The organism is Bacillus sp. FJAT-27225 (genome assembly GCF_001685025.1).
Classification (GTDB): Bacteria; Bacillota; Bacilli; order Bacillales; family Cytobacillaceae; genus Bacillus_D.
The window spans coordinates 388,726-403,056 of record NZ_MAYU01000012.1; the positions used below are offsets into that span (position 1 = coordinate 388,726).

The window sequence follows — 14,331 nt, forward strand, 5'->3', positions numbered from 1 at the left end:
GAGTGTCCTCACATTTGTTCACCTTCTACTAATGGGATTATCTGTTGGGAACGTACATTCATCATTCCTTTGTCTGTAATCTTTATAGCTGGTGAGACTGGCAATGACAAAGTCGAGAAAGACATAATTTCATTGCTGTTGCGATACCCTAACCTAATCATCGCTTGGCGAACTGCCTTCAATTGTGCACCCAATTCTTGTATCGGTGCATCGCTCATAATGCCTCCCACTTGTAATGGGCAAATCGCTTGTACCTTTCCGTCCTGTACAACGGTATACCCACCCTGCATGTCCAATAATTGGTTTTGTGCGATTACTATATCTTCCACACTCGTTCCCATCACCATTAAATTATGATGGTCATGAGCCCAGGTAGTGGCAACGGCTCCTTTTTCAGTTAAAGCATTTTCGACAAAACCGTAGGCGATGTCTCCAGTCTTTCCATATCGCTCCATCACAACAATCAGGGCCAATCCACTATTCTCCCAATCCAGGTATCCATCTACAACTCTGACTTCCCGCTGTACATGTTCGGTAAATGTACCCACTACAGAAATTTGGATCACGTTGACTATCGCCTTTTCAGAAGCCTTTACCTTAATACGCAAATCCTCTGATGTTAAGGGCCGGCATTGAAGAGATTGGTAAAAATGCTCAGGGAAATTTGGTTTCTTGGCTGGGTACCTGAAATCATTTCCTTTTTCATGCACCAATTTGCCATCCTTATAAACTGCAGCAATATCCAGGTTTTCAACATCCCCCAACAATAGGAAATCTGCTTTAAAGCCAGGGACTATCGCCCCCCGGTCCTGAAATCCCATCCGTCTGGCAGGCGTATAAGTCGCACAGTATAGTGCCTGCTCCACTGGCATTCCGCATGCAATCGCCAAACGCACATTTGCATTCAAGTGTCCTTCGAGTAAATCGTCCGCCATTATATCGTCCGTAATGATGGCTACATATTCATAAAATTGATTTTCAACAATCACCCGTATATTTTCCGGTGTAATTGATTTCTTCTGCAACTCCAAAAACATCCCGCTCGTGACCTTCTCATAAACCGATTCGGGCGACTGGTGAGTATGGTCAGCCGTTAGGCCTGCGTATAAAAATTTTGCCAAATCCATTTCAGAAACACGAGGAATATGGCCTTCCAAAGGCATAAAAGGTCTCTCCGTTTGAACTGCATGTATAATTTGCCGAATCAAAGAATCGGGTTCATTCACAATTCCATTGAAGTTCATCGCTTCACCCAGCGCAATGACTTTAGGATGCTGCAAAAGCCTTTTCACTTCTTCAACCCCAATAATGCCGCCAGTTGTTTCTAATTCGGGCGTAGTTGAAGGGACAGAGGAAGGAATTGCAAAGAAAATATCCATCGTACTAGGCTGTGAGAAGAACGCCTCCAAACCTTCCATCCCAAACACATTCGCAATCTCATGAGCATCAGCAACAACAGTTGTCACTCCGTGTGGTAAGACCGCCTCCGAAAAAATAGAAGGTGAAGTCATGGAGCTTTCAATATGCATATGGATATCCATTAAACCTGGAACCATATACTGATTTTTAGCATCCACCACTTTAACAGCCTCTATATCCTCAAATTCGCCAGCCTTCAAGTAGAAAAACTTATCGCCAACAATAGAAACATTTTTCGTTTCAAACTTTTTTGTAAACGTGTTAAAAACCCGTGCATTTTTAATCACTAAATCGACTTGCATTTACCTGTCCCTCCATCCTACTCATCATAAAAGAGAAAAAGGCCAAGAATCATTCTTAGCCTTTCTCCTCCTTCGTGATATTATTATTTATTCAGAATTCTATTCCACTGATCAATCCATGATTTAAGGTTTTCATTTACGAATAGTGGATCAATCTTTTTAGTGCGTTCTGCCACTTCACCATATGTTTTGTTCTTTGCCGTTTCTCCGTCTAGAACAACTTCTTTATTTGATGGTGCTTCATTAATAGACACAGCCGTTTTTTCCTGTACTTCCTGGCTTAATCTCCAGTCAATATATTTATAAGCCAAGTCTTTGTTTTTAGAGTTTTTGTTGACGTTGATTGTGTTAAAGTTTGCGTATGTTCCGGATTGTGGGACGATATATTCAACATTTGGATTTGATTCAGAAATAATCGGAACTGCAAAGTCACCTACAACAGCTGCGACAATTTCACCTGATTGGAACATGTTTGCTAGATCAGAAGATTTGCTATACGTTTTTACAACATTTGGCGCTAACTTTGTAATCCCTTTAAAGGCCGCTTCTCCATTATCAGTTGTAATGTCGACATTCTCGTAATCACTTGCTAAATGAAGCATCGCTGGGCCGAATGTTGAAGCAATGTCAGGAATCGAAATTTTTCCTTTCAAGGACGGATCCCAAAGGTCTTCCCATTCATCAATTTCCATGCCTGCTGCCTCTTTATTATAAATAATCCCAATACTGTTCAACGTGTATGCAGGGCCAGAACCATCTGCAGATAATTCTTTTGCGCTATCGATCAAGTTATCCATATTCGGTACTTTGGTGCTATCAATTTTTTCAAATAAGTCTGCCGCCGCTCCATCAGCTGCATTGGATTGGGATAGTTCAATGACATCAACCGTTGAGTTTGGGTTGCTTTTCAGTTTTGTAACACGTTCCGAGCTTGTACCCAATTCTAATACAATGTCTACATTGTATTTTTCTTCAAACGGCTTGAAGACATCTTCCTGCATTTTATCTTCTTCCAGACCAAACGTAGAAACAATCAAGGTTTGTTGATCTTTTTTTGCAGCAGATTCACCGCCGCCACAAGCAGCCAATATACTAGCCGTTACTAACGTTAAACTTGCCAAGCCTAATTTTTTCTTCATTTTTTTCTCTCCTTTTGATTGATCCTGTTGTATTTTTTATTTTTCAGCAATTCTCATGATGAATCAAACAACGATAAGTTTATGTGCTGGAATTGATAGGGTAATAGAATCTCCGACTTGATAAATGACATCATCCGCTTCATTGACAAGCAATGTACCGATAGAGGTATCAACCTCGTATTGATATGCCTTCCCTAAGAATGTACGGACTTTAATCGTCCCGGACACGATGTTATTAGTATTTGATTCAGTGCTTGCTACAATATCGATGTCATCTGGACGAATGGTTCCGGTACGTTTTCCAGTTTCCCATTGGCGGGTACTTAAGAAAACCGTTCCATCAGCCGCTTTATACTTGCCATCTTGCACTTGAGTTAAATCAAAGAAGTTTTCAAAGCCTATAAAGCGAGCGACGAACTCCGTTTTTGGGTTTTTATAAATTTCCTCAGGGGTATCGAACTGTTCGATAATCCCTTTATTCATGACAGCGACCTTGTCAGAAATAGAGAAACACTCTTCTTGGTCATGTGTGACAAATACAGATGTAATCCCTAATTGACTTTGGATACGTTTAATTTCAATCCGCATTGCCACACGCAATTTAGCATCCAGATTACTCAATGGTTCATCCAATAATAATAATTTAGGTTCAATTACGAGAGCCCGCGCTAAAGCCACACGCTGTCTTTGGCCGCCCGAGAGTTGTTTTGGATAGCGGTCACCCAGTTCTTCCAAGCCTGTAATCGCTAAAATATCTTTGACCTTTTTTTCAATCGTGCTCTTTTTTTCTTTGCGTAATTTTAATCCGAACGCGACGTTTTCCTTAATGGTGAGATGGGGAAACAAAGCATAGCTTTGGAATACCATACCAAATTCACGCTTATGCACCGGCACCTTTGTCAAGTTTTGATTATCAACAAGGAATTCACCCTCATTTGGTTGGATCAACCCTGCAATCACACGTAAAGTGGTTGTTTTCCCGCAGCCAGATGGACCTAATAAGGAAACCAATTCGCCTTTTTCAATTGATAAATTTAAATCCTTTAATATGTTGGTTTGGTTATCATAACTTACACGAATATCTTTTAATTCAACATAGGACATGATGGTTGTCCCCCCTTTGCTGTTCTATCTTGGCTGTTCCTATGAAATACTTGCCAGTCCTAATGTTTTTTCAATAATGTACATGAGGACGATTGTGCCTAGCATTAAAATAACCGATAACGCTGATACAGATGGGTCATAATTGTATTCGATATAATTCATTAAGCTCGTTGGCAGCATTGTCACACCGGGGCCTGATAAAAACTGTGATACCGGAATATTGTTAAAAGAATTAATGAATGCCAGCATAAACGAAGCAAAAATACCTGAAGAAATATTCGGTAGTACCACTTTGCTAAATGTTTGTAATTTCGTGCAGCCTAATGTCCATGATACTTCCTCAATTGAAGTATCTAACTGTTCGATGGCTGAACCTACTACCCGGATGACATAAGGCAAACAAATCAAGAAATGACCCAGCAGCAAGCCTTGAATGACCGGAAATTGGAATTGTATAACAATAAATTGATACAAGGAATAGCCAACGACCAAACCCGGTACAATCGTCGGTGAAAGAAAGAAGCTTTTAATCCAATCACGCCCAAATACGTTGTGGCGCGCCAGTGAATAGGCTGCCGGAATCCCGACTAACAGCGCCAAAACTGTCCCGAAAAAAGCGATTTGCAAACTAAGAAGGAAGCTGTCCACAAACGACTCGGTGCTAAATACCTTGCTGTACCAGTCAAGAGTAAAACCTTCAATTGGGAATTGAATCGTTGAATTTGTTCCAAAAGAGGTTATGACAATAATAAGTAATGGAATAAATAGAAACGCAAATACCAAACCCGCAAAGATTTTTAAGCCAATTTGTTTACGCACTTACCTCACCTCTCTTATCCATGCGCCTGGCAACCATGTTAAACAACTTCATAACGATTAGAGTTGCTACAATCATAATCAATGCAATGACACTTGCACCTTGCCAGTTGCCTAATGCAGTTGCATTCTGATACAGGAATGTAGAAAGCATGATATTTCGGTTTCCACCTAATAGTTGTGGAGTCGTATAGGCTGTCATTGTTCCTGTGAAAACCAATATACTGCCAACAATGATCCCTGGCACACTTAACGGCAATATGACCTTGATAAAAGCAATAAAGCGATTGGCACCTAAGGTTTCTGCCGCTTCCATAATTTCGGTTTCAATATTTTCTAAAATCCCAACTAAGGTTATGATCATTAAGGGCAAGAATAGATATACTGATCCAACCACAATCGCGAATTCTGTATAAAGCAAGGTAAGCGGTTTGGTAATCAAGCCTGCGCTCATTAAGAGATTATTTGCAACACCGTCTTGTCCTAGAATGGTAATCCATGCGAAACTTCGTACAACCGAATTGGTTAGTAACGGAAACAATGTTAAAGACATCAACAGGCCGCGCCACTTCTTCGGACTCTGGGAAATATAGTAAGCAGTTGGAACTCCTAAGGCTACGCATATCAACGTCACAACCAGTGAAATTTTTATCGTCCGCCAAAAAATGCCCATATTATAATCATCCATGAAGAATGCAGTATAATTGGCGAGGGTAAATCCTCCATCAAAGAAGGTGGGAAAAATAATTGATATCAAAGGCAATACCAAGAATAAAATCAACAGAATTATACCTGGAGCCAAGATGATATAAGGGAATCTTCTTTGTTTCATGTCTGGCCTCACTTTCCATTTTTTAAAACGGTATTATTAAATGATGATGAACAACGCGTAGCAATAACCCTTAGCTAATACAAAAAGGTCCAGGAAGCATAAATGTGAATATTTTCATTTAACTAATAATCAATGTTCGTATTTTTACGAAAAAACGAGTAAAAAAATTATGTGTAAGTAAAAATGTCCAAGAAATATACCATTTGACATCTTCCTACTTGCACAACTATTCCCACAGAAAACTGTTAAATTGAGAATTACCTAACCTTATGTTTGTATAAATTCACTAAAAAAGCCCAAGATATATTGTACGCTCTGATGAGTGAACAATATATCTTGGGCTCCCAATTCAAATTGGTCTCTTCTCTATAAAAGAATTAAACACAAGTATATCGACACTCATAGTCGAAACCTTTACGGGGTTCGGTAGAAACTTGCAGGCCATATCCCTGCGATTATATGAGTGAAACTATTTATTTGATTGCTAGTCGATTATATCAGGAAATTCACCATAAAAAAAGGTATTTTAATATAATTAATTAATCATAATATTTTAAATATAAAAGAAATAAATCGAAAATAATGGTTCCCATAAAACTAGGCAAAAATGAGGTGATGTTGATGGAGGTTAAATACACACTAGAATTTAAAACTCAAACGAGCCAGATGACCTGAGTGAAAAAAAGACCACAAGGGAGATTGCCTCCTCTAATGGAATCGATATCAACTGGAGCTGCCAATGGAGGAACACTTTTCTAGACAATAGAGGATGTCAACCATCCACGAGGAATCATCGATACCACATAAAAAGCCTACTCGTAACAACGTCCAAATAACAATTACTTGAAACTAGAAAAATGTAGTAGAGGTAGCCAACTCAGAATGAAAAAAAATAGTAATTTAAATTCTTAAGTTACCCTCTGGATAAAGGCAGGCAATATAGTCCTAAATTTTATCAGCCTTCAACTCCTTTGTTGCTTCCACAAAGTGAAACTGACAAATTCATTTTTCAAAACCTCCAAGGCTTTTACGTATCATACTTGTTCCTAAAACTGTCGCTGGAAAGAGTATCAGTACAGCCGCTGTAAAAAACTCAAAAGCGAAAGAAACCACTCCGAATTGATAAATACAGTCCTTTCCACTCTATTCAAAATAGCCAATGAAGTAGCAAAAATCACTACGGCGGTAACAGATCCTATTATGTATGCCTTTAGGCTATTTACTTTTCTTAGCTTAGGTGAAGATAGCAAAAGAGACAAGATAAAGAATGTGCCCGCAGCAGCGAAATACATGAGAATGGTAAACTGCAAAAAGTTTACCTGCTCCTTGATTTCACCCTCATGGACTCCAACAATATACATTGCATTCGACGTTAGCAGCAGATGAACACTGATGATAAGAAGGAACAGAAAAATATATCTTCCATATTTGATCCAGTTTTCAAATTTTAATTGTTTCACCAATAAAGACCAAAAACAAAAAGAGCAGCAGAACTGATAACAATTAAAACAATACTAATTTTCAACCACAATGGCAGGATCGAGAATGACTGTAAACTTAATAGTGATATAAATAGACTGAAAATAGAAAAGGTTACTGTTATAAGGCGCAAATTCTTTTTCATAACTCCCGGCTTTCGAACAGCGGTCGTGTTTTACTGGTTTTTATCCTAGTTCCCCCCTTCCCTTCTCCTCACCCTATCACTACTAGATGAGGCAACCTTTTTACTGTTACTGTTTAAACCTTTTCCAGTTTACTATAAGTTAAAGGTCTTCAAACATATTATAGAAATAACATAAGCTGCAAGGCTGGGAACAATGAGAGAGGAAACCGGAAAATGTATCATTACAGCTATTGTACCAATGAATAGGAGAATGCATAAAATGGTGAACGGAAGAAATCTCACCGAAAAGTACAATGACTTTTGCATCAATTCAATAAATCTTGTCTGGTAATGGACCATAACCGGAAAAATATAAACCGTCATAAAAGTTAGAATAATTCCCAAGGCTATTAAAAGAAGAGTTAATGTAACCTTCCAATAACCAACGGCAATTACTAGATTGATATATGCGCTAGCCGCGTAAATGGCCCAGATAATACCGAAAAGGAGACTATGTTTAAAATTTTCTTTGAATAGTTCAAAGAAAACACGAATTACGCTTGTTTCCTTATTTTTTATCCAACTTCTTATTACCCCGAACATTGCTGCCGTTGCCGGTAAGAGAATAATCACAGGCATACTCAGTAACAACCACAATAAATTTAAGAGAAGGAAATTCGAGATTTTTTCAAAAATATAATAGTATTTACTATGCAAGAAGTTCATGAGCGTCACCCTAGTGTTTTTGCCACAGAATCTTTTTTTTTACAAAAAAGTGGCCTCCTTAATAAGGATACCACTTCTTACTTCTTGATGGACCTAGTTATTAAAGTTCCGCATCTTATACGGGGATATAGCACGAAAGGCTAAAATATCTTCCTCCAGTTTCTGCCTTGCCACATTGAATTGCCTTTTCTCCAAGTTGGCAACAAACTCATGATGCAAAACAATATCTAAATCAAAAGGCTGATTTCCCTGCTGATTCCAATAACATTGCGCATAGGCACGCCCTAAAATTTTCAATGTTTTTTCTAGGAGTTCCTTTACCCAAGCATTGCCTGAAAAGCTATTTAACAATAAATGAAACTGCAGGTTATTGTTCCAATGTGTCCAAATATCTCCACGAATCCGGGTTTTGTCACTCTGACCCGAAAAATCTTTTAATTTTTGTATCCAATCATCGTTAAAACGGGGGACAATCCTGTCAAAGCTGGAAAGCTCCAGTATCAATCTCGCCTCGATGGCCTCTTCAATATCGTTTTGGTCCAGCTGCACAATCCGATAGCCATACCTTGGCATACTTTCCAAAACCTTTTCATTCCCGAGCTCCACAAGTGCTTCACGAATCGTCGTTTTACTTACTTGAAACATTTCAATAAGCTGTTTTTCAGTAATAATACTATTAACTGGAAAGTTGCCAGTTAAGATTTCTGTGTAAATTTTATTATGGATTTCTGTCTTTAAAGAATTATTTTTTTTCATTTAATTGTATACTCCTTTGAGTTTTACCCCTTTACTGCACCTGCGGTAATTTCCTCCTTTTGAAAACGTTGAAAAATAAAATACAAAATGATAATAGGTACAACAGCCAGTGTTGTCCCAGCCATAATAACAGGCCATGGTGTTGATAGGCCTTCACTTACAGGTAATAAAGAGATTGAGACCATTAAAGTGAATTTCTCTTGGGAACGCAGGAAAATTAACGGCCAGAAGAAATCATTCCACCGCGTGATCAATGTAAGTGTTGCCCATGCTGCTAATCCCGGCTGAATAATCGGCAAAATGATCCGCCAAAATATTTTAAAATCAGAACAGCCATCTATCCGCGCTGCTTCGAGAATTTCGTCCGGAACCCCTTCAATATATTGTCTCATATAAAAAATGCCTATCGCCGTAGCTGCTTTTGGAATAATGAGCGCCCAAAGGCTATTCACTAAATCTAAATTCCGCATGACGACAAATAGGGGAATCACTCCCACTTCAAGGGGAACTAACATCGTCGCAATTACAAGATAGAATAAGACATTGCGCCCCGGGAATCGAAACTTGGCGAATCCATAGCCGGCAAGCGCACAGAAAAACAATGTTGATGCTGTACCAACCAAAGTCGTAAACAAGCTATTAAACATGTGCTTAAAGATTGGAATAAGTTCCGCTACTGCAGCAAAATTATCGAAAGTTGCATTTTTGAGATTAATGGCTTTAAATCCGGCGACGCTTTCTGAAACCGGATTAAGCGCTATCGCAATCATCCAAATGACTGGAAAAATACATATTATGGTAACAGCGGTCAATAGAGAATATACCACAAAGTTGGTTATTCTTCTATCCCAAGTTGTGTTCCTTCTTTTGCTGGTCATATACATACCAGAAGCTAACCTCCCTTATAATCCGCCCCTTTTTCTCATTAACACCAGCTGAATCACCGAAAGTACAATCAAAATGATTGTCAGGATATAGCCGATGGCGGCCGCATATCCAAATTTGAAGAGCTTAAAGCTGCTTTCATACATATACTGAAATAAGGAAATATTTGATGTACCTGGCCCCTTCAATATATACGGCTCCGTAAAAATATTCCACGAATCAACGGTAATGGTAATGAAACAGAATAATAGAATGCCACCTAAAGAAGGCAGAGTAATTTTGAAAAATTGTTGAAACACGTTGGCTCCATCTATTCTAGCTGCTTCATAGTATTCAGTTGGAATCGTCATTAAACCGGATAAAATTATCAAAGTAAACCAAGGGGTATGACGCCAAACATTTAAGACAATAACTGGAATTTTGGATAACGATAAACTGGTCAGCCACTGGACGGAATTGAATCCAAATAAACCTGCTATTTCATTAATAATTCCTGAATTTTCATCGAACATAATATTAAAAATCAGGCCCATTGCCACGGTTGCACACACATAAGGGAAAAAAGTCATACTTTGAAAAAACCGCCTGGCCCTTAGGTTTTTATAATTCAGCAGGACTGAAATGAGTAAGGCCAGTGGAATAATGGATAATAGGGCAGTAATCCAATAAATAAAGGTGTTTTTTACTGCATCCCAAAACATATAATCTTTCATTAATAGTTTATAGTTAGCGAAACCGATATCTTTCGGTTCGCCTATGCCGTTCCATTCAGTAAAACTAATCCGAAACGTCTCAACCATTGGGTATAGTTGAAATACGAAAAACAGGATAAAAAATGGAGAGATAAATAAATAAGGATTACGATGTTTACTAATCTTTTTAATCGAGTTTACTATCACTCTAATCCCGCCCCCCTTTCTTAAGGTTATAAAGGGAAAGAGCTATCTATAGGCAACTATATCTAGCTCTTATTAAAATTTTATTCTATTTATTTTTCTGGTACTGTTTTTCCAATCTTAGCTCTTAAGTTCTTACCCATGTTAGCAACTGCTTCTTCCATGGTCTGGTCACCAGCAATGAACTTTTCAAGCTCGACTGAAATAATTTGGTCCGCTTCCGCATCATCTTTCGTTACCCGGAGGTTTTCAGCTGCATTCTCCAGTGAAAATCCTTCCATTTCTCTAAAAGACTGACCACCGTAGTAATCAGATGGCTCCTTCCAGAACGGATCTTCCAGCAAGTCATTAGCGATTGGGTTTGCATATGGTGCGTTTTGCTTAACCATTGATTCTGTCCAGACTTGGCGTTCTTTCGCATCAAACTGGAAGTCATGCCAAAGTTTCTTAAATAAACCCTCATACTTCGGTTCAGGTTTATTCACTATAGCAAACATACTGGTAACAGGGGCACCTCGCTTGCCAACTTCTGTAAACATTGGAGCCGGCATCACTCGCCACTTTCCTTCCATATCTGACAGGTTTTTACGGATGAATTCATCCCAGAATGCGCCAATATAGAAGGTAGCAACTTCTCCTCTTCTGGTTGCATCATAGAGAGGCGCCTGCATAATTTGGCTTTTCAGCACTAAATCTTCTTTCACCAACGTTTCAAGCGTTTTAAATGCAAGCTTCGCACCAGGATCCTTATCGATGACAATATTACCTTTTTCATCCCAGATTTTTGCATTTGCCTGCGGCATCAAACCACGGCGTCCATAATATCTCCATGTCAAGCTGCCCGGATCAATATAGGAAAGTTTAACTTTACCGCCGCTTGCTTCTTTTAACTTTCTTCCTACTTCAATATAACCCTCCATCGTATCCATTTCCTTTGGATCGATATTATATTTATCAAAAATCTCCTGATTGTAAAAAAGCATCTGCGGGCGAACGGAGTCAGGCAGCCCGTAAATTTTTCCTTCATAGGTGACTTGGTTCAAAGCCCCGTCTACGAGTTTGTCCTCCAAAGGCTTAACAAAATCAGTTAAATCCATTAGGATGCCGCCCTCGGCCATATCAATCATACTGACAGGTGCGGTTTGGAGAACATCAGCCATTTCATCATAAGCCCCAGCCGCAAAAGACGTGACCACCTTTTGTCTTGCATCCGCTTCGCCTTCTGTCTGAACCATCTCAAATCTCACTTCTGGTGCTATTTTTCTGTTCCGCTCCAACCAGTTATTATAATATTCCATTGTATACTGCGGCTGCCCATATCCATAGATTTGCATCGTACCGGCCGGGAAAGTTTCTGATTCCCCATCCTTTTTTGGGCCCTCACTGCTCGTATCTTTACTGGAGCATCCTGCTGCAAAAAGAATCATGGATAAAGAAGAAATACCAATTATTCTTTTTATTTTGCTCTTCATTTTACTTCCCCCCACTGCTAAATTAGGATTTGGTTTTATATTTGCATGTTGCCTCAACTGCCAGTTTAATTTGTTCATAGGAAAGTTCCGTCGGCAAGGTACAATCGGCGCCAAGAATGAAGCGGCGGGTGCCGATTTTATCCAGTGTTTTAAAGACAGCTTGTTCAATTTCCTCTTGTGTGCCATTAACTAAAACCCCGCTCCGATCGTCCAAACCGCCAAGAATCACGCTTTCGGGGAATAACTGCTTTCCTTCTGGCAAACTTAAATCATTCTCATGAATAGCCCAGTTCACAACTTCCGGGTGATAATCAGTATAACGATTAAAATTCACGTTGTCCTTACAAATATGGAGGACATTGAAGGCGCTAGCATTTTTCGCTGCGTTTAATATCATGAGATCATTGTCCTTAATATGAGTCTCAAATTCCTCATCTGTAAACAATTCTCTCTCACCCCCGAGAGCAGAGTAATAGATGCCCTGTGCTCCTGCCTCGAGACAAGCGTGAACAAATTCCGCCATTCCTTCCGATAAAATCCGAAATGCATTAGAGACAATTTCGGGCTGTTCGCGCAAATGGCTCGATAAGACAGTTCTTAAAGCATCGTAATTCTCCCCTCCGCCCCTTGCGTGGAATGCAGAAGCGATTGTTCCGTGGATGGTGGTCAGAATGACTGCTTCATCGCCAAGCTGGTCTGTAATTCTTTTGATAATATCAAGCTGTCTTACAATAAAATCGTCCTTCAGACTTAAAGGCCGAATGTTTTTCCAATCCTCAGCCTTTGTTATAGGTGTATTGTATGGAACAAGATTCTCGTTCATAATTTTCAGAATATCTGTATTCGTTTTTTGGTAAAAATCAATGTGGGCATGTACAGCTTCATCTCCATTATGCATGTGTTCCGGAAAATGCAGCCAGAACCCGGCGGGTACACGATCTGCTTCCATTCCTTTAACAGCCCTTAAGACTCGCTCTTTTTTATTCAACTCTTCACCCCAGTTTCATTTTTAATTGACGCTTTAATCATACCAGTAGTATGATTAAAGTGTCAAACAATTTATAAAATTCAGAAAGGGGGAAATTTCTTGGATTATTTTTGGAATTTTGATACAAAAGCCATCCATTCTCACAAATCACCAGATCCCATTACTCGTGCTGTTTCCCAGCCGATTGTACCGGCTGTTGCCTATTCTTTTCCGGACGTAGAATCTGCAGCAGCTGTCGTTTCAGGTGAAATGAATGGTGAATATTATGGGCGTTATGGGAATCCAACGGTAAAGGTGCTGGAAAAGAAAATTGCTGAGCTTGAGGAAGGAGAAGAAGCGCTGGGCGTCAGCAGCGGCATGGCCGCTATATCCACCGCCATATTAGCTGTTTGCCAGCAGGGCGATCATATTTTAGTAACGAAGGATGTGTATGGGGGAACATACAGTTTTTTAACGTCACTTGCACCCAGGTTCGGGATTCAATTTGATTTTGTCGATTGCAGGAATATTGAAGCAGTCCAACTGGCCATAAAGCCAAATACCAAAGCTTTATATATTGAAACCCCTTCGAATCCCTTACTTACCGTGTTGAATATTAAAGCTCTGGCAGGCTTATGTAAGAAAAATGGTATCCCTTTAATTGTAGATAACACGTTTATGAGTCCTTATCTACAAAATCCGCTCATACTTGGTGCTGACATTGTGGTCCATAGTGCAACCAAATACCTTAACGGGCACGGCGATGTTGTTGCTGGATTTGTCGTTGGAAACGCGGAGCTGATTCATTTCATGAGGAAAAAACTCATGGGCGATTTAGGCCAAAATTTAAATGCCTGGGAAGCCTTTTTAATTTTACGAGGAATCAAAACGATGGGGATGAGAATGGAACGCCATTGTACGAGTGCCCAGAAGGTGGCCGAATATTTGGAAGCCCATCCAGCGGTAAAAAATGTCCATTACCCCGGGTTAGCTTCACACCCACAGCATGAGTTGGCAAAAGAACAAATGAGGGCAATGGGAGGAATCATTTCCTTTGAAGTTGAAGGAGGATTAAAAGCAAGCAAGGAATTTATAAATGCTCTCAAATTAATTATGATTTCTTTCAGCCTCGGCGATCCCGAGAGCCTGATCCAACATCCGGCAAGCATGACGCATTTCTCGATTCCGCCTGAAGAACAACAAAGATTTGGCATAACGGACGGGCTGATTCGTTTGTCAGTTGGGCTGGAGTGTCCCCAGGATCTCATCAATGATTTAAGCCAGGCGCTTCAGGTAATTGAAGAACGGCTTTGCAAAAAGCAAGCTAAATAAACAGATAACCGGGAGGGAACGTTTCTTCCCGGTTTCTTTTTTTGCAAAAACCATTCAGAATACTCTAATGCTTTTCGTATAA

Annotated in this window: 12 protein-coding genes and 1 riboswitch; of the genes, 1 reads left to right on the forward strand and 11 read right to left on the reverse strand. The window is 39.6% G+C overall.

Annotation, left to right across the window (positions count from 1 at the left end; translation table 11 throughout):
* Positions 1–8: 8 nt before the first annotated feature.
* The 11 genes from A8F94_RS09390 to A8F94_RS09445 all read right to left on the reverse strand — a co-directional run bounded on the left by A8F94_RS09390 (position 9) and on the right by A8F94_RS09445 (position 12,938).
* Positions 9–1,721: an adenine deaminase gene (locus A8F94_RS09390; RefSeq protein WP_066198856.1), complete on the reverse strand. Its 1,713-nt coding sequence runs from the start codon at positions 1,719–1,721 to the stop codon at positions 9–11.
* Between the two features lie 83 nt (positions 1,722–1,804).
* On the reverse strand, positions 1,805–2,860 hold the full coding sequence (locus tag A8F94_RS09395; protein ID WP_066198858.1) for an ABC transporter substrate-binding protein: 1,056 nt from the start codon (positions 2,858–2,860) through the stop codon (positions 1,805–1,807).
* Between the two features lie 63 nt (positions 2,861–2,923).
* Positions 2,924–3,964, reverse strand: coding sequence for an ABC transporter ATP-binding protein (locus A8F94_RS09400; protein ID WP_066198860.1), 1,041 nt, complete (start codon positions 3,962–3,964; stop codon positions 2,924–2,926).
* A gap of 39 nt (positions 3,965–4,003) precedes the next feature.
* The gene (locus A8F94_RS09405; protein WP_066198863.1) at positions 4,004–4,783 is read right to left on the reverse strand and encodes an ABC transporter permease; all 780 of its coding nucleotides are present in this window, start codon (positions 4,781–4,783) and stop codon (positions 4,004–4,006) included.
* Complete coding sequence (locus tag A8F94_RS09410) at positions 4,776–5,612, reverse strand: ABC transporter permease (RefSeq protein WP_066198866.1); 837 nt, start codon at positions 5,610–5,612, stop codon at positions 4,776–4,778. The genes A8F94_RS09405 and A8F94_RS09410 overlap by 8 nt, the downstream gene beginning before the upstream one ends.
* Before the next feature lie 382 nt (positions 5,613–5,994).
* Positions 5,995–6,095, reverse strand: a riboswitch (purine riboswitch).
* Positions 6,096–7,368: 1,273 nt separating this feature from the next.
* Entirely contained in the window at positions 7,369–7,941 is a 573-nt protein-coding gene (locus A8F94_RS26530) for a DUF624 domain-containing protein (RefSeq protein WP_066198871.1), read from the reverse strand.
* 93 nt (positions 7,942–8,034) lie between these two features.
* Positions 8,035–8,697 (reverse strand): GntR family transcriptional regulator, encoded by a 663-nt coding sequence (locus A8F94_RS09425; RefSeq protein WP_066198875.1) that lies wholly within the window; start codon positions 8,695–8,697, stop codon positions 8,035–8,037.
* 23 nt (positions 8,698–8,720) lie between these two features.
* The gene (locus tag A8F94_RS09430) at positions 8,721–9,581 is read right to left on the reverse strand and encodes a carbohydrate ABC transporter permease (protein ID WP_217490914.1); all 861 of its coding nucleotides are present in this window, start codon (positions 9,579–9,581) and stop codon (positions 8,721–8,723) included.
* A gap of 18 nt (positions 9,582–9,599) precedes the next feature.
* The gene (locus A8F94_RS09435) at positions 9,600–10,481 is read right to left on the reverse strand and encodes a carbohydrate ABC transporter permease (RefSeq protein WP_217490915.1); all 882 of its coding nucleotides are present in this window, start codon (positions 10,479–10,481) and stop codon (positions 9,600–9,602) included.
* A gap of 89 nt (positions 10,482–10,570) precedes the next feature.
* Positions 10,571–11,950, reverse strand: coding sequence for an ABC transporter substrate-binding protein (locus tag A8F94_RS09440; protein WP_066198880.1), 1,380 nt, complete (start codon positions 11,948–11,950; stop codon positions 10,571–10,573).
* A gap of 22 nt (positions 11,951–11,972) precedes the next feature.
* Positions 11,973–12,938 carry a uroporphyrinogen decarboxylase family protein gene (locus tag A8F94_RS09445; protein ID WP_077247630.1) on the reverse strand — a complete coding sequence of 322 codons (966 nt, stop codon included), beginning with the start codon at positions 12,936–12,938 and terminating at the stop codon, positions 11,973–11,975.
* A gap of 99 nt (positions 12,939–13,037) precedes the next feature.
* Here A8F94_RS09445 and A8F94_RS09450 point away from each other — a divergent pair, with 99 nt between their 5' ends.
* The gene (locus A8F94_RS09450; RefSeq protein ID WP_066198883.1) at positions 13,038–14,249 is read left to right on the forward strand and encodes a trans-sulfuration enzyme family protein; all 1,212 of its coding nucleotides are present in this window, start codon (positions 13,038–13,040) and stop codon (positions 14,247–14,249) included.
* The last annotated feature ends 82 nt before the right edge of the window (positions 14,250–14,331 follow it).

Coding starts and splice junctions, on each gene's coding strand:
- A8F94_RS09390 (WP_066198856.1), bottom strand. CDS start 1,721: ATGCAAGTCGATTTAGTGATTAAAAATGCACGGGTTTTTAACACGTTT.
- A8F94_RS09430 (WP_217490914.1), bottom strand. CDS start 9,581: ATGTATATGACCAGCAAAAGAAGGAACACAACTTGGGATAGAAGAATA.
- A8F94_RS09440 (WP_066198880.1), bottom strand. CDS start 11,950: ATGAAGAGCAAAATAAAAAGAATAATTGGTATTTCTTCTTTATCCATG.
- A8F94_RS26530 (WP_066198871.1), bottom strand. CDS start 7,941: ATGAACTTCTTGCATAGTAAATACTATTATATTTTTGAAAAAATCTCG.
- A8F94_RS09395 (WP_066198858.1), bottom strand. CDS start 2,860: ATGAAGAAAAAATTAGGCTTGGCAAGTTTAACGTTAGTAACGGCTAGT.
- A8F94_RS09410 (WP_066198866.1), bottom strand. CDS start 5,612: ATGAAACAAAGAAGATTCCCTTATATCATCTTGGCTCCAGGTATAATT.
- A8F94_RS09425 (WP_066198875.1), bottom strand. CDS start 8,697: ATGAAAAAAAATAATTCTTTAAAGACAGAAATCCATAATAAAATTTAC.
- A8F94_RS09400 (WP_066198860.1), bottom strand. CDS start 3,964: ATGTCCTATGTTGAATTAAAAGATATTCGTGTAAGTTATGATAACCAA.